The organism is Mesorhizobium sp. M1006 (assembly GCF_040318825.1).
Lineage (GTDB): Bacteria > Pseudomonadota > Alphaproteobacteria > Rhizobiales > Rhizobiaceae > Mesorhizobium.
The window spans coordinates 75304-100476 of sequence record NZ_JAMYMZ010000004.1; the positions used below are offsets into that span (position 1 = coordinate 75304).

23 protein-coding genes are annotated in these 25173 nt (G+C 61.5%); 15 read left to right on the forward strand and 8 right to left on the reverse strand.

Features of this window, described 5'->3' with window-relative positions:
- Window positions 1–99: 99 nt before the first annotated feature.
- Window positions 100–1431: a PQQ-dependent sugar dehydrogenase gene (locus tag NKH60_RS05065; RefSeq protein ID WP_352818006.1), complete on the reverse strand. Its 1332-nt coding sequence runs from the start codon at window positions 1429–1431 to the stop codon at window positions 100–102.
- Window positions 1432–1830: 399 nt separating this feature from the next.
- Between NKH60_RS05065 and NKH60_RS05070 the strand changes: the two genes are divergently transcribed.
- The gene (locus NKH60_RS05070) at window positions 1831–2790 is read left to right on the forward strand and encodes a DMT family transporter (protein ID WP_352818438.1); all 960 of its coding nucleotides are present in this window, start codon (window positions 1831–1833) and stop codon (window positions 2788–2790) included.
- 68 nt (window positions 2791–2858) lie between these two features.
- Here the strand turns inward: NKH60_RS05070 and NKH60_RS05075 are convergent, their stop codons facing one another.
- Complete coding sequence (locus NKH60_RS05075; protein WP_352833864.1) at window positions 2859–4097, reverse strand: ROK family transcriptional regulator; 1239 nt, start codon at window positions 4095–4097, stop codon at window positions 2859–2861.
- 101 nt (window positions 4098–4198) lie between these two features.
- Between NKH60_RS05075 and NKH60_RS05080 the strand changes: the two genes are divergently transcribed.
- The 12 genes from NKH60_RS05080 to NKH60_RS05135 all read left to right on the forward strand — a co-directional run bounded on the left by NKH60_RS05080 (window position 4199) and on the right by NKH60_RS05135 (window position 16727).
- A complete protein-coding gene (locus tag NKH60_RS05080) occupies window positions 4199–5464 on the forward strand; it encodes an ABC transporter substrate-binding protein (RefSeq protein WP_352539298.1) in 1266 nt (421 codons plus the stop codon).
- A gap of 57 nt (window positions 5465–5521) precedes the next feature.
- Window positions 5522–6460 (forward strand): carbohydrate ABC transporter permease, encoded by a 939-nt coding sequence (locus tag NKH60_RS05085; RefSeq protein ID WP_352466746.1) that lies wholly within the window; start codon window positions 5522–5524, stop codon window positions 6458–6460.
- On the forward strand, window positions 6453–7355 hold the full coding sequence (locus NKH60_RS05090) for a carbohydrate ABC transporter permease (RefSeq protein ID WP_292660005.1): 903 nt from the start codon (window positions 6453–6455) through the stop codon (window positions 7353–7355). Before NKH60_RS05085 ends, NKH60_RS05090 begins: the two co-directional genes overlap by 8 nt.
- 10 nt (window positions 7356–7365) lie before the next feature.
- Window positions 7366–8463: an ABC transporter ATP-binding protein gene (locus NKH60_RS05095; RefSeq protein ID WP_023675506.1), complete on the forward strand. Its 1098-nt coding sequence runs from the start codon at window positions 7366–7368 to the stop codon at window positions 8461–8463.
- 4 nt (window positions 8464–8467) lie between these two features.
- Window positions 8468–9241 carry an SDR family NAD(P)-dependent oxidoreductase gene (locus NKH60_RS05100; RefSeq protein ID WP_352814241.1) on the forward strand — a complete coding sequence of 258 codons (774 nt, stop codon included), beginning with the start codon at window positions 8468–8470 and terminating at the stop codon, window positions 9239–9241.
- 37 nt (window positions 9242–9278) lie between these two features.
- Window positions 9279–10280 (forward strand): sugar phosphate isomerase/epimerase family protein, encoded by a 1002-nt coding sequence (locus NKH60_RS05105; protein ID WP_352871377.1) that lies wholly within the window; start codon window positions 9279–9281, stop codon window positions 10278–10280.
- Entirely contained in the window at window positions 10277–11089 is an 813-nt protein-coding gene (locus NKH60_RS05110; RefSeq protein WP_352818015.1) for an SDR family NAD(P)-dependent oxidoreductase, read from the forward strand. Before NKH60_RS05105 ends, NKH60_RS05110 begins: the two co-directional genes overlap by 4 nt.
- A 188-nt stretch (window positions 11090–11277) precedes the next feature.
- Window positions 11278–12525: an ABC transporter substrate-binding protein gene (locus tag NKH60_RS05115; protein WP_352833862.1), complete on the forward strand. Its 1248-nt coding sequence runs from the start codon at window positions 11278–11280 to the stop codon at window positions 12523–12525.
- A 4-nt stretch (window positions 12526–12529) separates the two neighbouring features.
- Window positions 12530–13483, forward strand: a complete 954-nt coding sequence (locus tag NKH60_RS05120) for a carbohydrate ABC transporter permease (RefSeq protein ID WP_352833859.1) — start codon at window positions 12530–12532, stop codon at window positions 13481–13483.
- A gap of 7 nt (window positions 13484–13490) precedes the next feature.
- Window positions 13491–14306, forward strand: coding sequence for a carbohydrate ABC transporter permease (locus NKH60_RS05125; protein ID WP_352539303.1), 816 nt, complete (start codon window positions 13491–13493; stop codon window positions 14304–14306).
- 22 nt (window positions 14307–14328) lie between these two features.
- Entirely contained in the window at window positions 14329–15663 is a 1335-nt protein-coding gene (locus tag NKH60_RS05130; RefSeq protein ID WP_352833856.1) for a sulfatase family protein, read from the forward strand.
- A 68-nt stretch (window positions 15664–15731) separates the two neighbouring features.
- Entirely contained in the window at window positions 15732–16727 is a 996-nt protein-coding gene (locus tag NKH60_RS05135; RefSeq protein WP_352833853.1) for a LacI family DNA-binding transcriptional regulator, read from the forward strand.
- A gap of 12 nt (window positions 16728–16739) precedes the next feature.
- Here the strand turns inward: NKH60_RS05135 and NKH60_RS05140 are convergent, their stop codons facing one another.
- Window positions 16740–17180, reverse strand: coding sequence for a DUF2267 domain-containing protein (locus tag NKH60_RS05140; protein WP_352448133.1), 441 nt, complete (start codon window positions 17178–17180; stop codon window positions 16740–16742).
- A 693-nt stretch (window positions 17181–17873) separates the two neighbouring features.
- Here NKH60_RS05140 and NKH60_RS05145 point away from each other — a divergent pair.
- The gene (locus NKH60_RS05145) at window positions 17874–18299 is read left to right on the forward strand and encodes a VOC family protein (protein WP_352469607.1); all 426 of its coding nucleotides are present in this window, start codon (window positions 17874–17876) and stop codon (window positions 18297–18299) included.
- A 76-nt stretch (window positions 18300–18375) separates the two neighbouring features.
- Here the strand turns inward: NKH60_RS05145 and NKH60_RS05150 are convergent, their stop codons facing one another.
- The 5 genes from NKH60_RS05150 to NKH60_RS05170 form a co-directional block, all read right to left on the reverse strand.
- The gene (locus tag NKH60_RS05150; protein WP_352871382.1) at window positions 18376–19572 is read right to left on the reverse strand and encodes a glycoside hydrolase family 172 protein; all 1197 of its coding nucleotides are present in this window, start codon (window positions 19570–19572) and stop codon (window positions 18376–18378) included.
- A 24-nt stretch (window positions 19573–19596) separates the two neighbouring features.
- Window positions 19597–20439: a carbohydrate ABC transporter permease gene (locus tag NKH60_RS05155; protein WP_352833848.1), complete on the reverse strand. Its 843-nt coding sequence runs from the start codon at window positions 20437–20439 to the stop codon at window positions 19597–19599.
- Window positions 20432–21367, reverse strand: coding sequence for a carbohydrate ABC transporter permease (locus tag NKH60_RS05160; RefSeq protein ID WP_352871384.1), 936 nt, complete (start codon window positions 21365–21367; stop codon window positions 20432–20434). The genes NKH60_RS05155 and NKH60_RS05160 overlap by 8 nt, the downstream gene beginning before the upstream one ends.
- A 12-nt stretch (window positions 21368–21379) precedes the next feature.
- Window positions 21380–22735, reverse strand: a complete 1356-nt coding sequence (locus NKH60_RS05165) for an ABC transporter substrate-binding protein (protein WP_352833846.1) — start codon at window positions 22733–22735, stop codon at window positions 21380–21382.
- 73 nt (window positions 22736–22808) lie between these two features.
- Window positions 22809–23813 (reverse strand): LacI family DNA-binding transcriptional regulator, encoded by a 1005-nt coding sequence (locus NKH60_RS05170; RefSeq protein ID WP_352469815.1) that lies wholly within the window; start codon window positions 23811–23813, stop codon window positions 22809–22811.
- A gap of 807 nt (window positions 23814–24620) precedes the next feature.
- Here NKH60_RS05170 and NKH60_RS05175 point away from each other — a divergent pair.
- Window positions 24621–25166: a hypothetical protein gene (locus tag NKH60_RS05175; RefSeq protein ID WP_352849951.1), complete on the forward strand. Its 546-nt coding sequence runs from the start codon at window positions 24621–24623 to the stop codon at window positions 25164–25166.
- Window positions 25167–25173: the final 7 nt, after the last annotated feature.

Here is a 25173-nt window from a genome sequence, read left to right on the forward strand (position 1 = left end):
CTATCTTCGGGCGTGCTGCTAGCTAATTGTTTAGGATATCCGCCTCCGCCGAATGTAGCCGAAGGCTGGTGAGATCGGAATCAGAAAGGCCACCTGCGCTCAACGGCCATTCGCCCGGCGGACCCGCCAGATGACATTACCGACGTCGTCGGCGACGAGCAGTGCGCCAGTCTGATCGATAGCGACGCCGACCGGCCTGCCCATCGCCTCGTCATTACGCCCGATGAAGCCAGTGAGCACATCTTCCGGAGGACCGCTCGGTTTGCCACCATGGAACGGCACGAAGATGACCTTGTAGCCGCTATGCACGCTTCTATTCCACGAGCCGTGCTGGCCGACGAAGGCGCCGTTGCCGTAGGCCGGACCGAGCCGCGCGCCTTTGGAGAAGGTCAGTCCCAGCGAGGCGGTATGAGAGCCCAGGGCGTAATCGGGCTTGATCGCTGCCGCCACGAGATCGGGGGGCTGCGGCTTGACGCGTTCGTCGACGTTCTGTCCGTAGTAGCTGTAGGGCCAACCGTAGAAAGCGCCGTCACGAACCGAGGTCATGTAATCCGGCACAAGGTCGTCGCCGATCTCGTCACGCTCGTTCACGGCGACCCAAAGCTGGCCAGTCTCAGGATTCCAGGAGAGCCCGTTCGGGTTGCGCAGGCCCGAGGCGAAGACCCGAGTGCGGCGGGTAGACCGATCCACTTCAAGGACAGCGGCGCGGTTCTTCTCGGCGGCTATGCCGTTTTCTCCAACGTTGCTGTTGGAACCAACGGTGACATAGAGCTTGCGTCCATCCGGAGTTGCGATCACGTCCTTGGTCCAATGATGGTTGAGGTCCCCGGCCGGCAAGTCGATGATCTTTTCCGGCGACGTGCTGACTCGGGTCTGGCCATTGGAGTAGGGGAAAGCGACGAGCGCGTCGGTATTCGCGACAAAGAGTTTGCCTTTGGACAGCGTCATGCCGAAGGGCGAATTGAGGCCTTCCGCGAACGTCGTGCGCACATCCGCAATGCCGTCGCCATCGGTGTCGCGCAGGAGCGTGATGCGGTTGGCGCTTTTGGTCGCGGCGCCAGCCCGCTTCATAGCCAGGTCCATGAAGACCTTTCTAAGACTGAAGCCTTCATCATGCTTGGCAGGGGCATTGGTTTCAGCAACCAGCACGTCGCCGTTCGGAAGCACATGTAGCCAGCGCGGATGGTCGAGGCCGATGGCGAAGGCGTTCACCGTCAGCCCCTTCGCCGGGGTCGGCATACCTTCTTTCTGCCAGCCTTTCGCCTCGGCGATGTTAACAGTCGGGATCAGCGTCGGTCTTGGTTTCGGTAAAGTGGGGTTGGGGCCATAGCCGGTTATTGCCCTGGTTTTTTGCGCCGGAATGCCAGCGCAGCTTGCCATGACGGTGCCCAACACCGCTACGAGTACGCTTCCTCGGAAGCCGGCATGCATCGGACGTCCTCCGCATGGATCTGTGTCGCGCTCTTTGTGTAAACGGAAGTCAGTGGCTTATTCTTCCAATTGCTTCGAAACAGCGGCGCTCGTGATCCTAGGAACCAGGAATTCGCGACAGATCTGCTCTCGGTAGAAATATGGCGCGAGAAGATTGTGGCAACCGCGCGAATATCTGTCGCGCGATATGAATCTCACATTCGTGTCGCGCGAAATCGATACGGCTTGCGCTGTTCGGTATCGAGTTGCTCATGGGCCAACATGCGTTCGAATGGAAGGAGACCGTGAACGGCGGGACCCACAATGACCCACCGATTGCGCCATCTGGTGAAACAGCTGTTGTTGCTGCTTAGCAAGACGCTGCCAATCTGCTAAAGTCTGCGGTGGGAGGAGACGGATATCCAATCGCTGCCGATAGCACATCCAAGTGTAGCGAAGGCGACACCCGGAGCATCACTTTCGCTCGCCTATTCCCTCGCGACGCTCTGCTGGCTCCTGTCGGCCGGCGTCTATATCGCCGCCAAGTGGGTTGCCCCCGAGATGCCGCCTTGGGCGCTCTGCTTCTGGCGGCTGACGCTCGCGTGCGCGATCCTGCTGCCGATCGTCCATCGTCATCACGGGGCGATGCTCGTGCTGATCCAATCCCGGGTGATCGAGGTGCTGGTCATCGGCACTATCGGGCTAACCTTGTGTCAGGGCATGATCTACACGGGCCTCAACTACACCAACGCGACGACCGCCGGCATCATCATGGCGCTGTCGCCGATCATGACCATGGTGCTTGCCCGCTTCGCGCTCGGCGAGCCCCTTGGTGTCTGGAAAGCGCTTGGAGCGCTGGTCGCTCTGGCTGGGATGGTGGTGATCGTGGCGCGCGGCGACCTTGCCGCGCTGATGCAGCTGCAGTTCAATTCCGGCGAGTTGTGGATCGTCGGCAGCGCGTTTTGTTGGGGCCTCTACACCGTGCTGCTGCGTCGCGCCAAATTCGCTATCGAGCTTCTGCCGATGGTGGTCCTGCTGCTGGGAGCCGGCGCGCTGGCCGCACTGCCCTTCTATCTCTGGGAACTGTTTTCCGGGGATCGTTCGGCGCTGCATGCGAACGGCCTTCTGGCTCTCGCCTATGTTGCCGGCCCCGGCGGTGCTCTGATGTACTATCTCTACAACCGTAGCGTCGAGACGCTTGGTGCGGGGCGCGCCAGCATGCTGCTCTATCTCCAGACCGCCTTCGTCGCCGTTCTCGCTTATCTGGTCCTTGGCGAAAGCTTGCACGACTACGATCTCGCCGGCGCCGCCTTCATCATCGCCGGCCTGCTGCTCGCCACCGCGATCAAGCCGAGACAGCGCACGGTGCGTGTCGCGTAGGCAAACATCAGTTCCGCTGCTTCGGCGAGCAGCTCGCAAAATCAGAGCGCCACCCGAAGCAAGCCGGGTCACTGAAGTCGGCTGTTGTGACGCAGCACGAGGCCGACCGCGCCGAGCAATGCGTCGTTCTCCGTGTGCTTGCCAACGATTATCCGCGTGCGCAGCGCAGGCGCCACATCGCGGGACTTGATGAGCGTGTGGCGTTCATATGATGCGATCAGTGGCGCCAGGAGAATGTCGCCCGCCAAGGCCATGCGGCCGCCGATGATGATGAGCGGCGGATTGAGAACCGAACCGATCAGGCCAAGGCCACGGCCGGCGAACTCGGCGGTGTCCTCGATCATCCGCAGCGCCCTCACGTCGCCCTGCTCGGCCATCATGATCACGTCGTCCATCGTGACCGGCCGCCGCAGGATGCGCGAAATCTGCTCGAGCGGTCGGGCAAAGCTGGCATAGAGCTCCAGGCATCCTCGATTACCGCACCGGCAAAGGTCGCCGCTGGGATCGATGCTGATGTGCCCGAATTCGCCGGCGCCGCCGGCGATGCCGCTCACCAGCCGACCGTGCTGGACAATGGCCCCGCCGACGCCCAGATCGACCTTGAACAGCACGAAGTCGTCCTGGCCGACGGCCGCACCCCACATCAGCTCCGCAATGGCCGAGCAGTTGCTCTCATTGTCGGCGAAGATCGGCTGTTCGAGGACCGGCCCGAACACATCGCGGATGTTGACCCCGGCCCAGGTCGGAACGATACTCGCGCGCAGCACCACTCCTTCGCGGCTGACTGGGCCCGAGACGGAGACCCCAACCCCCAGGAGCCCCGCCATCGGCAGACCGTTCTCTTCATAGCATCGGGCAATTACTGACTTGGCGAGCTGGGCCGCTTGTTGCGGCTGGTAGTCCAGACCCATGGGGATGGTTTGTTCGGCAACGAAAGAATGCGAGACGTCAGCGACGACACACCGCATCTCGTCGAGGCCCAGATGGATGCCGACGCAGGTGCCCGCAGCGGGATTGAGCGTCAATGTCGTGGCAGGCCTGCCAATACCCCTCGCCGCGTCATGATGGGCCGGGGATTCGATTACCATCCCCGACTTTCTCAAGCCATTGAGCGCGGTTGAAACCGTCGACCGCGCCAAACCGGTAATGCGGGTAATTTGCGACGCAGAAAGCACGCCGCGCTCGCGCAGGCATCGGACGATCAGGCTCTCCGGCGACGCGGACGGCCTGTCGATTAGCCAATTTCTAAGCGAAGGTTTGTTCATGATGGGCACAAAGCACGTTGACTGATAGCCCAGATATGTCATCTTGGAAAGAACGGAGATTACTGCATCTCGCCGGCCACGACTTCAAATCGCGGGCCACAAGCGGTCGATACGAACCGTGCATCATATATGGGAGTGAAACGATGAAATACCTGAGGACGGCCTTTGCGGCCGCTACCGCCCTCACCTTGATTACCGGAACAGCCCTCGCGGAGCCGAAGACCAACCTCTTGCATCAATGGGCCACCGGATCGGACGCCCAGGCTATCGCCAAGCTCGGCGAGATGTTTACCGCCAAGGGTGGCACCTGGCAGCAGACCTCCATCGCGGGCCATACGGCCAATACCCTGGCCAAACTGCGTGCCGATGTGATCGCCGGCAACGCCCCTCCCGCTGTGCAGCTAAAGGGCCCCGAGATCGCCGAATGGAACGAGACGGGCATGACAGCCAATCTCGACGACCTGGCGAAAGCGGAAAATTGGGAGAAGGTCGTCGCTCCCGAATTGCTGCCGGTGATGAAGCCGACCGGGAATTGGGTGGCCGCGCCGATGAACATCCACCGCATCAACTGGCTGTGGGCATCGCCGAAGGTCATGAAGGACGCGGGCGTCACCGAGATGCCGAAGACATGGGCGGAATTCAATGCCGCCTGCGACAAGATCGTGGCCAGCGGCAAGATCTGCATTTCGCACTCGACCGCCGACTGGACCGACTCGACCGTCTTCGAAGTGGTCGTGTACGGTCAGGACCTCGATCTCTACAAGAAAGCCTTCGTCGAGGGCGACGTCGACGCCATGCGCAGTGACGGCATGGTCAAGGCCTTCGAGCAGTTCCGCACCATGACCTCGAAGTACATGGATCCCGGCATGAACGGGCGTGACTGGGATACCATGTCGCATCTGGTCGGCCGCGGCGAGGCCGCCTTTCACATCATGGGCGACTGGACGATCGGCCTGCTGACGGCCGGCGGCTTCAAGGAGGGCACCGACTATGTCTGCGCCCAGGCGCCGACCGATTGGGGCAAGCCGGGCTTCATCCTGAATTCAGATTCGGTCGTGTTCTTCAAGCAGAAGGACCCGGACTATATCGAGGGACAGAAGCTGCTTGCCAGCATCATCCTGTCGCCCGAATTCCAGACCATTTTCAATCAGACCAAAGGGTCCATTCCGGCGCGCCTCGATGTCGATCTTTCGAACGGCTTCAATCCCTGCCAGCAACTCTCGCAAAAGGATTTGCAAGCCTCGATCGCCGCCGGCACGCTCGTGCGTTCGATGGCGCACAACATGACGGTTCCGCAAAAGGTCCGCGGCGCAATAATGGATAGCATCACGGAGTTTGTAGCAACGCCGGATATGAGTGCGCAGGACGCGGCCAATGCGATGGCGGATGCGGCCGAAGCGCAGAAGTGACGCTGCCGATGATGGCCGGGGGTGAAGCTCCCGGCCAGACCTCGCCGGAGCAGCCCGATGTCCACCCATGATCTGATTGTACCAGCCGCAGCTGCCGCGGCCCGTCCGTGGCGCGAGCGCCTGGGCACGATGGTGCCCATTCTGGTGCTGGCGCCGTCGATAGCGGCGAGTTTCATCTATGTTTTCGTCTTCACGCTCTGGACGCTCTACATCTCGCTGTCCAATTCGTCGCTGTTGCCGACCTATGGGTTCGTCGGCCTGGACAATTACGCTTCGCTCTGGGCAAACCGGCGCTGGAACATCGCCTATACCAATCTCTTCCTGTTCAGCGGCTTCTATATCGTTGGCTCGATGGCCGTTGGCCTGCTGCTCGCGATCGCGATCGACCAGCGCGTCCGCGGCGAGGCGGTTTGGCGCACCATCTTCCTCTATCCGTTGGCGGTGTCCTTCATCGTCACCGGTACGGTGTGGAGTTGGCTCTATAATCCTGTCGACGGTATCCAGGCCTTCGTTCGCGGGCTTGGCTGGACCGACTTCAGCTTCGCCCTGACGGCCAACCGCAACACTGCGATCTATGCGGTGATCATAACCGGTATCTGGCAGTCGTCCGGCTTCGCAATGGCACTTTTCCTGGCCGGTCTGCGGTCGGTCGATCCAGATCTCGTCAAGGCCGCGCAAATCGACGGCGCGTCGGTTTTCCGGACCTATCGGAGGGTCATCCTGCCAACCATCGCCCCGATATTCCTGGCGGTGGCGGTCATTCAGATACAATTCGCCATCAAGACCTTCGACCTGGTGGCGGCGTTGACGCGAGGCGGCCCAGGTGTGTCCACCACCTTCCCCGCCATCTATGTCTACGACCTGATGTTCCAGCGCGGCCAAATCGGCGAAGGTGCCGCCGCGGCGATGATGATGCTCGCTGCGGTCGCGGTTGTGCTGGTGCCGTATTCCTTGTGGATCGTCTGGCGCCGGCGAGCGGAGGGCCGCAATGGCTGAAATTGCCCCTAATGCCCGTTTTGATCCGGAAGAAGCCGCTGCCACGCGCCGGCATTTCTGGAGCCGCTTCCTTGTCTATGCCGTGCTGACGCTTTTCGCGGTCGTCTATCTCGTGCCGCTGCTGGTGGTGATCTTCAACTCATTGCGCGAGCAGTCGGAGATTGCCCGCAACGGCCTCATCTCCGTACCGCGCAGCTTCCGGTTCGATGCGTGGGCGCAGGCCTGGGGATCCTACTGCGTCAGCGGTACCTGCGAGGGAATGAAGCGCAATTTCTTCAACTCCCTGGCGATGACGATCCCCGCCACCATCATCTCGACCATTCTCGGCGCCATGAACGGCTACATCCTCTCCAAATGGCGCTTCAGGGGCTCTGAACTGATTTTCAATCTGATGCTGCTCGGCGTATTCATGCCCGGCCAGATTTCGCTGATGCCGTGGGCGTTCCTGCTCGGCAAGCTCGGCCTGACCAATTCCACATATGGGCTGGTGCTGATCCATGTCGTCCAGGGCATCTCGTTCACCACCCTGTTCTGCCGCAATTTCTACGTCAGCATACCGGACGACCTGATCAAGGCGGCACGCATCGACGGCGCCGGGTTCTGGCGGATCTTCCGCAAGATCATCCTGCCCCTGTCGCCGCCCATCCTGATCGTCACCGTCATCTGGCAGTTCACCGGCATCTGGAACGAGTATCTGTTCGGCGTCGTCTTCACATCGGGCCAGCAGCAGCCGATCACAGCGGCACTGGTCGCGCTCACGGCCGGCGGCACGACCGCGCGTGCTTACGATGTGATGAGCGCAGCCGTGCTGATCGGCGCGTTGCCTCCGCTGCTCATCTATCTGTTCGGTGGAAAATACTTCGTGCGCGGCCTCACCCAGGGCGCCATCAAATGAGGCGTCGCCCATGTCCGCGTTGATGATCCGCAACCTTCACAAGAGCTACGGCTCGCTCGAGATTCTTGCCGGCATCGATCTCGAGGCTAAGACCGGAGAATTCGTCGCCCTTGTCGGCCCGTCGGGTTGCGGCAAGTCAACCTTGCTCGCCATGATCGCCGGACTGGAAACCGTCACGTCGGGCGAGATATGGATCGGCGACCGGCTGGTGAACTCGGTGCAACCCAAGGACCGCGATATTGCGATGGTGTTCCAGTCATACGCCCTCTATCCCACCATGACGGTGCGCCAGAACATCACCTTCGGCATGGAGAGCCGCGGCGTGCCAAAAGCAGCGCAGGCGGAAGCTGTCCAGCGGGTTGCCGCACTCCTGCAGATCGAACAACTGCTTAAACGCAAGCCCGGCCAGCTCTCGGGAGGCCAGCGGCAGCGCGTTGCGATGGGGCGTGCCCTCGTGCGCGACCCGAAGCTGTTTCTGTTCGACGAGCCCTTGTCCAACCTCGACGCCAAGCTGCGCGTCGACATGCGTACCGAAATCAAGAAGCTTCACCATCGCGTCGGCAAGACCACGGTGTATGTCACCCACGATCAGGTCGAGGCGATGACGCTTGCATCCCGCATTGCGGTGATGAACCAGGGCTCGGTACAGCAGTTCGACACGCCGAAACGGATCTACGACCGGCCGACCAACATGTTCGTTGCCGGTTTCATGGGATCGCCGGCGATGAATTTCATTCCCGCCCGGCTTACGGGCTCGACCAGCATCTCGGTACGCGCCGCTGACGGCAGCGACGCCAGCCTCGCCCTTGCCGCGCCGATGCCCGCCGGTGCGCCAAAGGACGTCGTGCTCGGTATCCGGCCGGAACACATCTACCGTTTCACGACCGATCTGAAGTCGCGCAAACCTGCTGTGGCGTCCATGCAGGCGCCGGTCGAATTGGTCGAGCCTACCGGGGCCGAGACGCTTGCCGTGCTCAGGCTGGGTGACCTGGAGATCACCGGCCGTTTCGAGCCGGATGACGCTCCCGTCATGGGCGAGACGATAACGCTCGGCATCGACATGTCGCGCGCCTGTCTGTTCGATCCAACAACCAAGGCGCTTCTGTAGTTTGATGTCCGTACAATTCGCGACTTATCCGAGCTTGACCGGTCGGGTCGTGCTGATCTCCGGCGGCGCCTCCGGCATTGGCGCCGATATGGTCCGCGCCTTCGTGGCGAACGGCGCCCGGATAGCCTTTCTCGATGTGCAGGACGAACCAGCGGAGGCGTTGGTGCGCGAGCTCGCTGGTGCCGCCGGGCAGGCTCCGTTATATCTCCATTGCGATGTGACCGACGTCGATGCGCTAAAGGCGTCGGTAGCAGGCGTGCGCGCGCGGCTTGGTCCGGTCGCCGTCCTGGTGAATAACGCAGCCAATGATCAGCGCCATCCCATCGACGCGGTAACGGCCGACTATTGGGACCGCAGCTTCGATGTCAATCTGAGGCATCACTTCTTCGCCGCGCAGGCAGTGCATCCGCATATGAAGGAACTCGGCTTCGGCTCGATCATAAACTTCTCCTCCATTGCCTGGCGGTTCGGAGCGGACCAGATGGTGGCCTATGCCACCGCCAAGGGGGCCGTGGTGGCGCTGACGCGTGCGTTGGCGCGGTCGTTCGGACCGGATAACATCCGCGTCAATGCGATCGAACCCGGCGCCGTCATGACCGAGCGGCAGCGCGAGCTGTGGTTCAAGACGCAGGAGGCAGTCGACCAGACGGTGCAGCGGCAATTGATCCGCCGCGTCCTGCTGGGCGAGGAGATTGCACGCACCGTGCTCTTCCTGGCGGCCGACGACAGTCGCATGATCACCAAACAGTCCATAACCGTCGATGCCGGTCTGCGCTAGTGACGCCTCTCCGCTCTCCATTGGAATCGCCAAGCTGATGCTTCGTCTCGGCCTCAACCCCTACGGACTGACCTACTATCTCGGCCTGCAGGGCCGCGGCACGCCGCGGCACAATCCGGACGGCGTGGGGCTGGAAGGCTTCATCACGCTGGCGCAGGAACTGGGCGCACGCACGCTCGAGATCTACGAACCCTGGTTGACCGACTTGACTGACGCCGAAATCGTCGCCCTGCGCAGGCGTCTTGCCGCGCTAGACATCGTCCCGGTGGTGAGCGGCGGACTGCTGGTGGCAGGTCCGCTGGACAACGCCTTCCGGGCTGCGCGCCTGCTCGAGGCGACGACGATCCGTATCGCACTGACGCCTGTCCTGTGCGGCGACCGCAATGCGTGGGGTCCGAAATGGAGCGAGTTCAACGCAACGATTCGCGCTGCCTTGACGGAATGGGGGCCGCGTGCGGCGGCCGAGGGACGCGTGCTCGGCATCGAGAACCATCAGGACTTCGGCAGCGACGAACTGGCTGCGTTCTGCGAACTTGGCGGGCCGGGTGTCGGCATCACCTACGACACCGGCAACACCTTTCCTGTCGGCGAGGCGCCGCTTGCCTTCACGCGCCGGATCGCGCCCCATGTCCGCCACGTTCACCTCAAGGACTATCGCGTCCAGTTCACGGATGAGGGCTATCGCCTGGTCCGCTGCGCGATCGGCGACGGCGCCGTGCCTTTCGCCGAACTGGCAGCCATCCTTGGCGGGCACCACGACACGCTGACGGCGGTGCTTGAGCCCGGCGCGCTGGAGGCTCGTCACGTTCGCTGTCTCACCGACGACTGGTGGAACGGATATGCGCCGAAGACCGCCCGCGAATTCGCGGCCTGCCTGAGTGCCGCGCGCCTGAACCGCCTTGCGGACGACGCCGACTACCGCACGCCATGGGAGCGCAATGATGACGGTGCGCTCGTTTCGTACGAGCTCGACATGATCCGGCGCAGCGCCGCCAACATGATGAAATTCGGTTTCATTGCAATGGAGAAATCAGCATGACTGCCCGAGAACTCAGCGGCCTGACCGCCTTCGTCACCGGCTCGGGACGCGGCCTCGGCCGCGTGATGGCCGACCGCTTGGCCGAACTTGGCGCAAACGTCGCGGTCCACGACCTCGATTGGGCCCGGCCATCTCAATATGGCGAATTCGCGGACCTCGGCGACTCTGCCAGGGGCTTGGAGAAGCACGGGACGCGCATCACCGCGGTCACCGGCAACATCGGCGACAAGCAAGCTGTCGCGGAAATGAAGAGGAAGATCGAGGCGGAGCTCGGCGACGTGCACGTCTTGGTAAACTGCGCCGGCGGCGACATCGGCGCCAAGGGCGTAAAGCCCAATCCCAACAACGCACTGGACATCGACTACGAAGACATCAAGGTTCTAACCGAGAACAACCTCATCGGCACGATGCTGGTCTGCCAGGCGTTCGTTCCGCCGATGGTCAAGCGTGGCTCGGGCTCGGTGATCAACATCGCCTCGGCGGCAGCGCATATCGGCTGCTCGCCCGAGGTGGTCTACTCGACGCTCAAGGCGGCTGTCGTCCATTATACGCGCTGCCTCGCCAAGGAACTGATCGACGATGGCGTACGCGTCAATGCGGTGAGCCCCGGCGCCACCAAGACCGCACGGTTCCAGGCGAGCCGCGTGGTCGATCCACAGCGCATGGATTCGAGCAAGAAATCGCTGAACCGGTATGCGGAGCCTGAAGAGATCGCCGAAGCGGTTGCCATCCTCGCCGGTCCGCGCGCGCGCTTCATCAACGGGCAGGTAATCCGCGTCGATGGCGGTTTCACGATCTTTCCAGGTTAGGCCGCGATCGTCCAGACCAGCAACTTCGGCATCGCGCGCTGTAGATAGCTCCGCCCGAGTTCGGCCAGAACTATGCACTGCATTACAGTCGGAGCTTGACAAAAACGGCGGTATAGCGGGTATATTAATCGAATAATATGTCGCCATCCATTGTGAGGAAGGCGGTGGCAAACCTGGAGGAGACCAAGATGCGCCGCTACAAGTCAGTCGGGTTCCTGCACGGTGTGGTTTTAGGCGTGGCCCTGACGACCGCGAGTGCAGCCCATGCCGAGACCCTGACGCTCTATTGGAACGCCGGCCACGCGTATCAAGCTTATGCCGACGCAATAGCAAAGTTCGAGGCCGATCATCCCGGATGGTCGGTGCAGTGGGAGAAATTCCAGTGGCCGGATATGCGCACCAAGCTGGTGGCGGATTTTGCTGCGAAGAGCCCGCCCGATCTCGTCGCCGAACCCGGCGGCTGGGTGCAGGAATTCGGCCAGCGGAATCTGCTGCGGCCGCTGAACGACTTCATCGAACAAGACGGCAAGGCGATCGGCTATCCCGACGACTGGCAAGCCTATTCCGTGGAGCGCAACAAACTCGGCGGCCAGTACTATGGCATCCAGATCCACCTCACCTGCGCCACCCTCGTCTACAACGTCGATATGCTGAAGCAGGCGGGCTTCGACGCGCCGCCTGCGACCTGGGAGGAGTTCCTGAAGGTTGCCAAGGCGACGACGACCGGCGCCCGCTTCGGCTTCGCTCCCAACCCGAGCATCGGATATTATTCGTCGTGGCTGCTGCAGAACGGCGTAAGCTATTACGATCCCAAGACAAACAAGGTCAATCTCGACAGTCCTGAGGCGATCGAAGCGATCCAGTTCCTCGCCGACCTGATCCACAAGGAAAAAGCAGCGACCAAGCCGGCGGCGGGTGCTGACTATGAGGGTCCGCAAAAGCTGTTCACGGCCAACCGGGTCGCCATGATCATAACCGGTCCGTGGGACGTGAAGCCGATCCGCTCGGGCAGCCCGAAGCTCAACTGGGCGGTTGCGCCATCACTCAAGCACAAGGTGCAGGCGACGTTCGCGGGCGGCGTCAGCGTGATGATCCCTAAGGACGCCAAGCACCCGAAAGAGGCCTGGGAGTTGTTGAAGCGGCTCGTCGCGCTCGACACGGAACTGGCGGCTACCAAGGAAGCGGGCATGACGATGCCGCGCAAATCCTGGGCCAACAACGCCGAGGTTCAGGCCGATCCGGTCATCGGCAGCTTCAGCAAATGCCTGCCTTACGCGCAAGACGTCACCGCCGAGCTGCGCCTCACCGGCAAGCACGCGCGAATCGAGAAGCTCCTGCAAAGCGCGCTCGAGGATATCATCTACAATCAGAAGCCAGCAGCCGAGATCATGCCGAAATTCGCGGCCGAGGCCAACGTCATCCTGGCCAACAACTAGGCCGATGTTTATCAGCGGCAGCACCGATACGGCCGATACGGACATTCGCGTCGGCGCGATGCCGACCCGGCGAACTGGCCGCTTCAGCCGGCGCACCCGGCAAACGCTTCTCGCTTACCTGCTGCTGTCGCCAGCAATCCTCTATTTCTCGGTCTATTTCTTCTATCCGATCGGACTAGAGTTTTGGGCGAGCCTGTACAGCGGCCAGCCGCTGATCGGCGAGAGCCGATTCGCCGGATTGGACAACTACGTTGCTGCGCTCGGCGACGCGCGCGTTCGGCAGTCGCTCTTCGTGACGCTGGCCTTCGCGATAGGCGTCACCGCGGCCAGCATCGCCATTGGCCTCGGACTGGCAGTCGTGCTCAACCGGCCGATCCCGGGGCGCACTCTGATCCGCGCAATCATCTTCTTTCCCTACATCACCTCCTTCGTGATCGTCGCGTTGATGTGGCAGGCAATTCTCGATCCCTACACTGGCATCTTGAACAGCTTCCTTGCCGAGCTTGGGCTGCCGACCCAGAATTGGCTCGGCGACACCTCGACCGCGCTGCCGACCCTCATCGCCATCACGGTCTGGAAGGATGTCGGCTATGCCATGCTGATCTACCTCTCCGCGTTGCAGTCGATCCCGTCCGACTTCTATGATGCCGCATCCATCGACGGCGCCACGCCGACGCAGCAATTCCGCTATCTGACCTGGCCGTTGTTGACGCCGACCACGCTGTTCATCGCGGTCGTCAGCACGATCAGCCAACTGCAGGAGCTGGCGCCGGCCTACCTGATAACCAAGGGCGGACCGGCCGACGCGACGCGGTTCTTCAGCCTGCACGTGTTCGAGGCAGCCTTCTTCGAGCTCAACATCGGCTACGCCTCGGCGCTGTCTTTCCTGATGTTCCTGCTGATCCTGGCCATCACCTTCGTTCAGTTCCGCCTGCTCAACCGCGAAACCACCTATTGAGGTTGGCATGACATTGGCAAAAACGCTCCCGTCCTACCTACTGCTGCTCTTCTGCGTGGCGCTGTCGATCTTTCCGTTCCTCTACATGCTTTCGCTGTCGCTGCAGAGCGATGCCGACGTCTTCAGCGGCATTCCGATTCTGATCCCCGAGACGTGGCAATTCACGAATTACATCGACATCTGGCAGAAGGCGCCGTTCGCGCGTTTCACGCTCAACAGCTTCATCATCGCCGGCGGGATTACCTTCCTCCATCTGATCTTCGATCCGTTGATCGGCTACGTCTTCGCCAAGATGGAATTCGCCGGTAAGCGCGTCATGTTTGTCGCGGTGCTGTCGACGCTGATGATCCCATTCTTCATCCGCATGATCCCGCTCTATGTGCTCACCGCGCGGATGGGATGGCTCAACACCTATCAGGGCCTTATCCTTCCATTCGCCATGAGCGCCTACGGAATCTTCCTGATGCGGCAGTTCATCCGTCCAATTCCCGACGAGTTGCTTGACGCTGCACGGATGGACGGCTGCTCGGAACTCGGCCTTTACTGGCGCATCGTGCTGCCGCAGGTCCGTCCGGCACTGGCGACGCTGGCCCTCCTCACCTTCGTGTTCCAGTGGAACGAATTCCTCTGGCCGCTGGTCGCCGTCAACACCACCGAAATGCGGCCGATCACGACGGGACTGACGCTTTTCAACCAGGAATTCTTCACCCAGTGGAACCTGACGGCGACGGGCGGGATCATTCTCTTCATCCCGAGCCTGCTGCTGTTCCTCTTCACGCAGCGCTACTTCGTCCGCAGCGTGATGCTGGCAGGCATGAAATGACCATTCGGAGCCATTGCACCCTATGACGTCCCGCCGACCGAACGTAATCGTCTTCTTCACCGACCAGCAGCGTTGGGACACCGTTGGCGTCCATGGCAATCCGCTCGAGCTTACGCCAAATTTCGACCGCCTCGCCGGGACCGGCACGTTCGTGGCGAATTCGTTTACCTGCCAGCCCGTTTGCGGACCCGCCCGCTCCGTATTCCAGACGGGGCGGTACCCGACCATCACCGGCTGCTACCGCAACGACATCCCACTGCCGAAGAGCGAGCGCACGCTCGCGCATCATTTCACCGCGGCAGGTTATGACACCGCCTACATCGGCAAGTGGCACCTGGGCTCCGCCGAGCCGGTCACCCAGGAACAACGCGGCGGCTATCGCTACTGGCTGGCCTCCAACATCCTGGAGTTCACTTCCGGCCCCTTCGACACCGTCGTCCACGACAATGACGGCAAGGCGGTGAAGCTGCCGGGATACCGCGTCGATGCCCTAACCGACGCTGCAATCCGCTATGTCGCATCGAGGGAAGACGAGCCGTTCTTTCTATTCCTGTCCTTCCTCGAGCCGCATCACCAGAACCAGACGGACAACTACCCTGCCCCGCTCGGATACGAGGACAGGATCCGCAAGAAGCTCGCCATTCCCGGCGATCTCGCCGCACTTGGCGGCACGACAGCGGAACATTTCCCCGGCTATCTGGGCATGGTCGCACGCCTCGACGAGGCGTTTGGACGGCTGATCGAGGCGCTCTACAGCCTTGGCCGGCTTGACGACACGATCATCCTCTTCACCTCCGACCACGGATGTCACTTCAAGACTCGCAACAACGAATACAAGCGTTCCTGTCATGAGGCGTCGATCCGCGTGCCGACGCTATTCCACGGCCCCGGCTTCCAGCGCATCGGCACATATGAAGGCCTGGTCAGCCTCGTCGATCTCGCGCCGACCCTGCTCGCCGCGGCCGGCCTGAAAGTGCCCAATTCAATGCAGGGCGTCTCGCTGCTCGACGCACTGCAGGGCGAACGGCCGCCGCGCGACGAGATATTCATTCAAATCAGCGAGCACCATGTCGGCCGCGCGTTGCGCACCAGACGGTGGAAATATGAGGTCGAGGCGCCGGGAAAAGACGGCTGGCGGGATTCCGGCAGCGATTTCTATGTCGAGGCGAGGCTCTACGACCTCGATGCCGATCCAAACGAACTAACCAATCTCATAGCTTCGCCCGATCACGCAGAGACGCGTGCATGGCTGCGAGGCCGCATCGTTGCCCTGATGGAGGAGGCCGGCGAGGCAAGGCCCGAGATCCTTGCCGCCGGGCATGGAAGCTGGAATGAAATCCGGCTGAGCGACAGTTGATCATGTCACGTCGCGTAGCGGATCCAACAATGCACGAGAGAAGTTCCGATCGCAGAAAGGCGCCGACCATGGCCGATGTCGCCCGGCGCGCCAATGTATCGACCGCTGCCGTGTCGTACCTGCTCAGCGGCGACAGCACGCGCCTGAAGTTCGTCGGCAAGGAGGCGCGGCAGCGCATCCTCGAGGCCGTCGCTGAGCTCAACTACGTGCAAAACCGCACCGCGCGGCAGCTGCGCCGCCAGCAGGCCGAGCGAATCTGCCTTGTACTGCCTCGTCTCGGCGTGCCGTTCAGCGACCGGATCGCGCAGGATATCCAATCTGCAGCGGCGCTGAGGGGATTTTCGACAATTATCACCGCGGGAGACACCTTGGAGCGAACCGACCGGATCGTGAGGGAAATCGAGAGCGGGCTGGCAGACGGCATTATCGCCGACTGGCAGCATCTCTCCGAGCCCGAGGTGATGCTCTTGGCCGCGCGCCTGGCGGCCGCGGGCCGGCCAGCGGTGATCTTCCATCCGACCATCGAGCCGGCAGGCTTTTCGGTTGTGCGCCAGCATACCGGCAGGGCCGTCTTCGAGGCACTCGACTACCTCTACCGAGCTGGCCATCGCTGCATCGCCTATATGGTGCATGAGCAAGCGGTGGACGGGAGCCGTCTCGCCGCCTATCGCAGCTTCCTGCAAGCACGCGGCCTTCCGCTGCGAGACGACCTGGTGATCGGCGGTGCAGAGGCGCGCAAGGCTGCATTTGCCAATGCTACGGCGCTGGCCGCCCGCAAGGATCGGCCGACCGCGCTTTTCGTCGAATCCGATCTTGCCGCCGTGACCGCCCTGCACGCATTCGAGGAGGCCGGCCTCTCCGTGCCCGGCGACATTGCAGTCATCGGCTGCGGCAATATCGACGAGGGCGAATTCAGTCATCCGGCATTGACGACAATCGGCCCCGAAACTGCCCACTACGACCATCTTGCCGATCATCTGATCTCATTGATCTCGGCAACACCGGGCGCAATACCTACCCTTTTCAGCGTTTCGTGGCAGTTGGTCCGTCGCGCGTCCGCATGAGCAGGATCGCCGCTATTTGACGCCCACGCTTTCAGGCCAGAGGACCTGGATTTCCTTTGGCAGCGCATCCCGCACCTTTGCCGACTGGCCAAGGTCGATATGCCGTGCAAGCACACGCAGCACAGAGCGTGCCGCATCCTCGGGATCGACAGGACGGGTCGATTTCAATTCATCGGCGATGTGTTGCAGGAATTTCTCGAGCGAGCGTGTCTTGTCGGGCATGTCGGCGGGCCGATAGCGATCATAGTAGGCGCCGCGCACGAGCAGCGGCAGTTCCGCTCCCAATTTGGCCGCCAGTCCGATCTGCAGCCTGTCGCGAAGGGTTCGCAGAACGGCGCCCAATGTATGCCAGGCGACGTGTCGATCCGGACCAAGATCCGCCATGATCTCGTCAAGCCAGATGTTTGTTATTTGCAGCGTTTTGTCGAAAACGTCCAAGCCGGTTGCGCTCATCGTCGCCTCCTCGAAAGGTTCTGCGGGCGAAACGGCGACCGGAGATTATTGTTTCGTGGTCCTGTGAAAATCGTCCTGGCAAAGCGGCGGAAACCGGTTCGGTCGGAGAGCCTGTCGGCGTCAGGTCTGCTCGACACTCTGCATCTGCTGGATTTCGGCGGTCTGTCGGAAGCGGCCGTTTTCCACCCCGTTGAGTGCAGTCACAGCGGCCAGATTGTCACCCTTTTCATCCCACCGAACGGGCTCGCGATAAGCGATTCCCTTGAAACGGATATTGTGCACCGCCGCCAGAACGTCGCGCCGGCTCGGATGTCCCCTTGGATACAGTGCTGGCGTCTTTGATCGCGGCAAGGAGAAGGCAGGCCGAATCGTAGGCATTCACGGCATAATTGCGCTTCGGCTTCGCCGTCCGACGATCTCGCCAGCTTCGGCGAGCGTCGCTTCCAAGCAATCCCTTCGCGCGTCAACGACGCCCGTTCAACCTTCCCACAGTTGTATTCGGCGCCTGCGTTCCGATCATTAAAGTCGGCCTTGCTGATCCGAAAGGTGGTTGTCCTCCGCCTAACTGAGCTTGTGCTCATCGGTTCCGAACGCCGTCTCAGCAATGAGACCAGTCCTCACGTTGCCCGAGCCCGGGTATCTCTTGACTGACTGAGCGGCCCGCGCCGACAATGGCATTGGGAAGATGGCGGGATGGCGCCCACGGTGTTCGGCACCACTTGGCGATCAAGCTGCGAAAGGGCTGTCATGGATTGGAAGCTGGAGCTGGTCCCGGTCCCCGTATCGGACGTCGATAGAGCAATTGCCTTTTATGTTGGGAAGGTCGGCTTTCATCTCGATCACGACCACACCGTAAGCGACGAGATACGTTTCGTGCAATTGACGCCGCCCGGTTCGGCCTGTTCGATTGCCATGGGCAAGGGCCTCGTCGACAGCCCCCCGGGATCCATAAGGGGCCTGCAACTCGTCGTGCCCGATATCGATGAGGCTCACCGGTACCTGGCCGCTCAAGGTATCGAGGTCAGCGATATCAAGGATTTTCCCTGGGGCAGATTTGTCTTCTTTGAGGATCCCGACGGCAACACCTGGTCTGTCCAGCAACTTCCACCTCGCAGCTGAGACGGCACGCTGCGGCAGGGTCGTGCCCCGACACAGATAGCGCGGGATGCACGGTTCAATTCGAACGCATCCCGGCCTAACGCCTCTTCTCGTCGAAGGCGGCATTCCAATTGTGATAAGGCGCGCGATAGGTGGGGATGCGGTCCTCGACATCGACAAGCGCTTCGAACGGTTTGTGCGGTTCGGCCTGATACCAGAAGGCGACCGACGAAATGTCGTCCGAGCGGCGATTGGCGTGACCGTGCTCGATGGTCACCCGGATGCGTTTGTGGAAGATGACCGGGTCCTCTATGTGCCAGCGATAGAGCGTAACCGGCTCGGTCCAGTTCGGCCCGCCGGCGGCGATGATGCCGTGATAGGGCGCGCTGTAGTCCTGTGTCGGGCACCATGCCGTATTGAAATAATCTTCCGTGCCGGTGCCGTGCAGCGTCGGCGGCCAGGCATCGTTGGCGCCGGGGCCGGTCTCGCCGCGATCGTCGATCAGTTCGGCCTTCGGTCCGATGCGCGGATCGGGCTTGCGCACTGTATCCGGCACGGAAATGCCCGGCTCGCCATCGACGAAGATCATGTCGTCGCCCTCGCCATACCAGTCCCATAGTGCGGAACGCCGCCGCGAATAGACGGAATAGAGTACGCCGACATAGTGGCCATGACCTTCCGCCTCCAGGATGGTGTAGTTGCCGTTCCCGTCGGTGTTTTCCCCGCCAAACAGGACCTGCTCGTTGGCCAGCCCCGTCTCGTCTATGCCGTCAGGTCGCTGCTGCCTGTATTGGACGTGGAAGCGGCCCAGGCCTTCCTCGAGTTCCTCATGCAGTTCGAGATCGACATAGTAATAGAAAAGCAGGTCGTCCTCAGCCTCATTGGTGACGGTGAAGCGCATGTGGCTGGCAAACGGCATCGGAAAGTAGCAGTTGAAGGCCTTGCCATCCTCTGGACTTGCCTGCACCGGCAGGCTGGCAAAATTGCGGGTGCGGGCATGGCCCATGCCGAAGAAATCGCCGATCGGCGTTTCGATGCTCGGATGTGCCTCACCATCCCAATAGGCGCGCAATACGATCTTGCGCAGGAACGCCTCGCTCTCGCAGGCGAGCGTCGCCCAGATATGCGTGACGATGCCGGCACCGTCATGCTCGGCAATCACCACCGTCTGGCCGGGTTCAATGTGCAGCCGGTCGTCATTGCCGCCGGTGCGGTCGTAGCTTGAGAACCGGCGGGTTTTGGCGTCGCGCAATTTGGCGAGCCCGCGAAGCGGCGACAGGCCGGCATTATCCATGTGTTTCTCCTCTTGCTTCAGCGGTTATTTCAGGCCGCTTGTCTTGATGGATTCCATGATCTGGCGCTGGAAGATCACGAAGAGGACCAGCATCGGCACGGCGACGATGGTCGAGGCGGCCATGACATAATTCCAGGCGGCGGCGTACTGGCTCTTGAAGTTCGCAATGGCTACCTGCACCACCCAGAGGTTGAGGTCCGATGTGATCGTCAACGGCCACAGGAAAGCGTTCCAGTTGGCGAGGAAGAACAGGATCGCCAGTGCCGACAGGATCGGCCGGCTGAGCGGCAGGATGATGCTCCAATAGATGCGCCAGTAGCCGGCACCATCCATGATCGCCGCTTCTTCCAGTTCCCTGGGCAGCGACAGGTAGTATTGCCTGAGCAGAAAGATGCCGAACGCGTTGAAGATCGCCGGAATGATCAGCCCGGCATAGCTGTCCAGCATGTGCAGCATCCGCGTCAGGATGAACAGCGGCACGATGATTACCGGCAGCGACACCAGAAAGGTCGAGAACATGGCGAGGAACAGCGTGTCGCGGCCCGGAAAACGCAGCCGTGCGAGCGAATAGCCGGCCATCGAATGGAAGAACAGCGCAGCGACGGTTACTGTGGCCGACACAAAGAACGAATTGAAGAGATAGCGCAGGAACGGCACCTCGGTCAGCACATAGAGGAAATTGCCGAGCGTCGGCCGTTCCGGAATGAGGCTCGGCGTGAAGACGTCGCTCGCCGGCTTGAGCGAGATGACCAGCATCCAGACAAGCGGGAACACCGTCATCAGGCCAAGCGCTGCGGTCGCCAGCATCCAGGCAAGCCTCGCCGCTCGTATCTGCGAACGGCCGGAATGAGTTCGGCCGTCAGTCATGCTCGAAACGTCCGCCGCGCGTCAGCACGAAGAAGAAGACCGTGACCAGCATCAGCGCCAGCACCAGCAGCGATGCCATTGCCGATGCATAGCCGAACGCGCCGAACTGGAATGCCTGCTTGTAGATGTAGATGATCAGCACCGAGGTCGAATTGACCGGACCGCCTTTGGTCATCACATAGATCAGGTCGAAGACCTGGCCGCCGGCGACAGCCGCGACGAGCGAGACCAGGAGGACGAAGAAGCTGGTCGGCTTGAGCAGGGGCAAAGTAATGTACCAGAAGCTTGTCACCGGCCCGGCACCGTCGATCTTTGCGGCTTCGTAGTACTCTGCCGGGATGTCCTGGAGCCCGCCGAGGAAGATCAGCATGTAGAAACCCATCAGGAACCAGACGCTGACCAGCACCAGCGTGAACAGCGCCAGATTTGGATCGCCGAGCAGCGAAATTCCGCCGAGGCCGACGAGCGGCGCCAGCCGGCTGACGATGCCGACCTTTTCGACCAGCATGAGCTGCCACACGAGCGCCACCACGACCAGGCTGACCATCTGCGGCGCAAAGAACATCGAGCGCATGACCGCGTTGAAGCGGTTGGTCTTCTGCACCAGAAGCGCCAGTCCCAGTCCGGCGGCGTAGAGCGCCGGCACCAGCATGACGGCATAGGCTACCGTCACCTTCACGGACGACCAGAACAGCGGGTCGCCCCACATGCGCCTGTAATTGCCGAACCCGACGAACCTGTAGCCGCCGAAGCCGTTGACCTCGAAGAACCCGACGGCGAGCGACAGCAGCATCGGCACGCCGACGAACACCAGCAGGCCAACCGCATCGGGCAGGACGAACAGCCATGCGGCGCAGCGCTCCCTTTGCTTGGCGGTGAGGCCGCGGGCGGAATTCGCGCCCGCGGCTGGCGGTTTCAACTGATCCATGCTGGAAAGGGCCTAAAGGATCGGCGCGCCGGAATAGGAAGCGAGGAACGCATCGAGTTGCTGACTGGCCGTCGTCGCCGCCTGCTGGGCATCAACCCCGCCAAGCTGTGCCGACTGGATGGCGTCGGAGATGATCTTGTACGCCTCCGGCGGAACCCGCGGCTCGGCACGCGTTCCCGGGTGGATCTCCTTGGCGAAGGTGCCGAACTTGCCCGTGCTGAAGACATCGGCGCCGGCCTTCAGCGCGCTGTTGCGCGGCGGCATGTCGCTCTTGGCGACCGTGCACCAGTTGACGACACGGTCGATCGAGGCCTGGTCCATCGAGGCCAGCGCCCAGGCGCAGAACTGGGCGGAGGCATCTGGGTTCTTGCCCCCGGCATTGGCGACGAAGGCCCAGCCGCCGCCGACAGTGACGTATTTGCCATTGGCCGGCGTCGGCAATTTGAAGATGCCGTAGGGCACATCCTTGGCGTTGTTGTCCATCGCCGAAATGCCCCAGATGCCGCAGTTCTGCATGGCGCACAGCCCTGCCCCGAGATTGGCGACTATGTCGAAACCACCGCCGACCACTTGACGCGGCGCCACGCCGGTATTGATGGCATCCTGCCAGAGTTTCAGCGCCTGGACGGTGGCCGGCGAATCGAAGGCGCTCTTGCCGTCCTTGCCCTGGAATTCGCCGCCGCCCTGCCACAGGAACGGATACCAGGTGAAGTTCTGGTAATAGCCGGGAGTCGTTTCGAACAGCACGCCGTAGCGGCTGGGCGTCGTCAGCTTTTTGGCGACCGCCAACAGCTCGTCCCAGGTCTTCGGCACGTCGTTCTCGTTGAGCTTTGCATCCTCGAACGCTTTGACCGAATAGTAGAAGGCCATCGGCTCGACTTCCATCGGCACACCGTAGATCTTGCCGTCCACCATGCGGTTGGCGATGACGCTTTCCGGGAAATCGGCTTTGGCGCCATCCTCGATATGCGGCGTCAGGTCGGCAAGCACGCCGCCATTGTAATAACGCAGGAAATCGCCGGGGCTGATGAGGAAGATGTCAGGACCCTCGCCCGACGCGAAGGCCGTTGCCAGCTTGGAACCGGAGATGTATTCGCTGTTGACGACATATTCGAGCTCGACCTTCTGGTCGTGGCCGTCGTTCCAGTCGGCCACCAGCTTTTCGAACCACTGGACCTGCGGCTTCACGTCTCCGCGAGGCGCATAGAACTGCCAGAATTTCAGCGGCGCTTCCTGAGCGCGCACGGCCATCCTGTTGATGAACGGGAAGCCTGTGAGGCCGGCGGCAGCGAAAGTGGCGCCGCCCTGGATCAGCCGACGGCGATTCAGGCTGGCCAATGGCCGGTCGCGGGTCGTTTTGTCAGTCATCAATTCCTCCCTTGGATGTTGTTCGGTCGAACGTTGGCGAAGGGACCTCCGTTCCCTTTGCCGGCATCTGGCGTCACGCGCTGTCGAATGGGCTCAACGCGCATGGGATCACTTCGGTGCGCGGCGCGCCCTCGACTTTGCCACCCAGCCGTTCGAGCAGCATTTCCGTGGCGCGCTTGGCAAGCATTGTCGGACTGTTGCCGACACAGGTCAGCTTCGGCCTGACATATTCCAGTTGAGGCAGGTCATCGAAGACTGCGATGGCGATATCCTGAGGGATATTGATCCCATGGTCGTAGAATTCGGTCAGCGCACCGGAGGCCATCAGATAATTGGCGAAGAACATCGCCGACGGCAGGTGTCCGCCGTGCTTCTCCCTGAGCCAGGTGACCGCTTCCCGCCCTGACGGGGCAAGATAGCTTCCCTCAAACCGCAGATCGGCGGAGATTGGCACGCCATTGTCGGCGAGCCCTTTTTCGAAACCGGCGGCACGCGCCATCGCCTCCTTGAAAAAGGATGGCCCGGTGACATGGGCGATGCGGCGATGGCCCCTCTTCGCCAGATACTCGCCCATCAGATAGCCGCCGCCGAAATCGTCCAGCTGGACGCTGTCGACAGCATGGTTCGGCAGATGGCCGATGAAGACGGCGGGCAGATCGAGGCTGAGCAGTTCGCTGTGCATGCCGTGCAGCGCGAAGTCGGCAACGATGACGCCGTCGACCCGCTTGCGCCCGATCTGGCGCAAATACTCGCGGCCGTGATCCTGTGAATGTCCGCCCGGCACGTCGGTGTTGAAGATCAGCATGTCGAGGCCGACCACTTCGAGCGTCGACTGCGCCGTTTTCACCAGCTCCGGATAGAACGGGTTGCGGATGTCCGGGATCAGCATCGCGATAATGTTGGTACGGCCGGTGCGCAGGCTCTGCGCCTGCGGGTTCGGGGTGTAGCCGAGTTCGTCGATCGCCGCTTGTACGCGCTCACGCAGCGATTTCGATACCCGGTCCGCATGGTTGATGACATGCGACACGGTCGTGCGCGACACGCCCGCTCGCGTGGCAACTTTGGAAATCGTGCTCATGGTGACAGGCTATGGGCACTTGAATGCATTTGCAAATCGATTTTACCGATGTCTCGCAAATTAGGGCCATCAGGCGATTATACAAATGCCAAAAGAAAAGGCCGGGTTGTTAAGCCCGGCCAAGTGTGAAGGTCTATAACCTCCAGAGGGGAACGCGCCGGACGCAATGGGAGGAGACATCCGACGCAATTCGCATATGGGTCTGCATTGGTGGCGTTTCAACGATGCGGCAGTAGACCAACGGCGTTGCTGCCATAGAGCCAGAAACGCAAAGCATTCGAAGGGGCGGTGGATCGCAGCTGCCAGTTGGACACAAAGGTCGGCGAATGCAGGGCGGGCTCCTGGCATAGGGACTTCAGTCTGTAAGCCTATCGACCAAGGACCCGCACAGCCAAACTTTGGTCCGAGGCTGCTATCGCAAAAGCCCGAAATGCGAGAGTTTCAGGAACTGAGTTCCGAGGAGCCCCGTTGCGATGCCGACTGTTACAGGAGGCCGCCATGGACCCGAGCATTCACCAGGCACGTTGGCTGCTTTTTCCGTTATTTGGCCTGTGTTTCGGGGTCGCGGCCATTGGATTTATTGTTGGCTGACGGTGGAAGTCTGCGCTACCGCGGAGAGACGCAACCAAAGGAAGGCAAAAGACTTGCGCAGTAAATAGTCCCTTCCTGCGCTAGCGAGACCCACCAGTTACCATCGTGGGACTGGTGGGTCTTGACGTTCCGGACGCAAACCATTGTTTTAAGCATCACACGAATTTCGAACAGGAGGCAGTACGACAGAGCCGTATGATTAAGGGGAGTTCCGACATGCGACTGACAAGTTCATTGATGACGACCCGGAAACGAAGGACCGGATCTTCACGAGGACGTCGTGTCGGCATTTCTGTAGTCGTCTTGACCTTCATTCTCGTCGTAAGCCCCTATCGCGTCTTGTTCGATGGATCATCGCAGCCGCTCGGCCCGCAGGCTGTCTGGGCCAAAGATGGCGGGAACGGCAACGGCAATGGCGGGAACGGGAATGGGAACGGCAATTCGGGCAATTCGGGTGGAAACTCCGGCAATTCGAACTCGAATGCTGGTGCCGGCAAGGGCAAAGCAAAGTCGCAGGACGACAATCCCCCTGATCCCGCCCCTACGGTAAACCCCGATAGCAAGCCAAAACTCTTTGTCAACGCATCCACAGGAGACCGGGTCGAGGTGAGCGGCCCGAGCATTGGCGTGGTGCATTCGAATGGACTCAGCGAACGCATCGACAGGGGCCAATACGAAATGCGGGACGCCAAGGGCCGCACCATCATTCGGCGCCTGGCGACGCGTTCCGATCGGGACAGGTTGCTTGAAATGATCGACTGAGGGCCAG

Excerpts from the sequence above, each read along its gene's own strand:
- NKH60_RS05165 (WP_352833846.1), bottom strand. The coding sequence starts at position 22,735 with ATGACTGACAAAACGACCCGCGACCGGCCATTGGCCAGCCTGAATCGC.
- NKH60_RS05145 (WP_352469607.1), top strand. The coding sequence starts at position 17,874 with ATGGCGCCCACGGTGTTCGGCACCACTTGGCGATCAAGCTGCGAAAGG.
- NKH60_RS05065 (WP_352818006.1), bottom strand. The coding sequence starts at position 1,431 with ATGCATGCCGGCTTCCGAGGAAGCGTACTCGTAGCGGTGTTGGGCACC.
- NKH60_RS05085 (WP_352466746.1), top strand. The coding sequence starts at position 5,522 with ATGTCCACCCATGATCTGATTGTACCAGCCGCAGCTGCCGCGGCCCGT.
- NKH60_RS05110 (WP_352818015.1), top strand. The coding sequence starts at position 10,277 with ATGACTGCCCGAGAACTCAGCGGCCTGACCGCCTTCGTCACCGGCTCG.
- NKH60_RS05090 (WP_292660005.1), top strand. The coding sequence starts at position 6,453 with ATGGCTGAAATTGCCCCTAATGCCCGTTTTGATCCGGAAGAAGCCGCT.
- NKH60_RS05140 (WP_352448133.1), bottom strand. The coding sequence starts at position 17,180 with ATGAGCGCAACCGGCTTGGACGTTTTCGACAAAACGCTGCAAATAACA.
- NKH60_RS05120 (WP_352833859.1), top strand. The coding sequence starts at position 12,530 with ATGTTTATCAGCGGCAGCACCGATACGGCCGATACGGACATTCGCGTC.
- NKH60_RS05160 (WP_352871384.1), bottom strand. The coding sequence starts at position 21,367 with ATGGATCAGTTGAAACCGCCAGCCGCGGGCGCGAATTCCGCCCGCGGC.
- NKH60_RS05075 (WP_352833864.1), bottom strand. The coding sequence starts at position 4,097 with ATGACATATCTGGGCTATCAGTCAACGTGCTTTGTGCCCATCATGAAC.
- NKH60_RS05125 (WP_352539303.1), top strand. The coding sequence starts at position 13,491 with ATGACATTGGCAAAAACGCTCCCGTCCTACCTACTGCTGCTCTTCTGC.
- NKH60_RS05115 (WP_352833862.1), top strand. The coding sequence starts at position 11,278 with ATGCGCCGCTACAAGTCAGTCGGGTTCCTGCACGGTGTGGTTTTAGGC.
- NKH60_RS05105 (WP_352871377.1), top strand. The coding sequence starts at position 9,279 with ATGCTTCGTCTCGGCCTCAACCCCTACGGACTGACCTACTATCTCGGC.
- NKH60_RS05080 (WP_352539298.1), top strand. The coding sequence starts at position 4,199 with ATGAAATACCTGAGGACGGCCTTTGCGGCCGCTACCGCCCTCACCTTG.
- NKH60_RS05130 (WP_352833856.1), top strand. The coding sequence starts at position 14,329 with ATGACGTCCCGCCGACCGAACGTAATCGTCTTCTTCACCGACCAGCAG.
- NKH60_RS05175 (WP_352849951.1), top strand. The coding sequence starts at position 24,621 with ATGCGACTGACAAGTTCATTGATGACGACCCGGAAACGAAGGACCGGA.
- NKH60_RS05155 (WP_352833848.1), bottom strand. The coding sequence starts at position 20,439 with ATGACTGACGGCCGAACTCATTCCGGCCGTTCGCAGATACGAGCGGCG.
- NKH60_RS05135 (WP_352833853.1), top strand. The coding sequence starts at position 15,732 with ATGGCCGATGTCGCCCGGCGCGCCAATGTATCGACCGCTGCCGTGTCG.
- NKH60_RS05170 (WP_352469815.1), bottom strand. The coding sequence starts at position 23,813 with ATGAGCACGATTTCCAAAGTTGCCACGCGAGCGGGCGTGTCGCGCACG.
- NKH60_RS05100 (WP_352814241.1), top strand. The coding sequence starts at position 8,468 with ATGTCCGTACAATTCGCGACTTATCCGAGCTTGACCGGTCGGGTCGTG.
- NKH60_RS05095 (WP_023675506.1), top strand. The coding sequence starts at position 7,366 with ATGTCCGCGTTGATGATCCGCAACCTTCACAAGAGCTACGGCTCGCTC.
- NKH60_RS05150 (WP_352871382.1), bottom strand. The coding sequence starts at position 19,572 with ATGGATAATGCCGGCCTGTCGCCGCTTCGCGGGCTCGCCAAATTGCGC.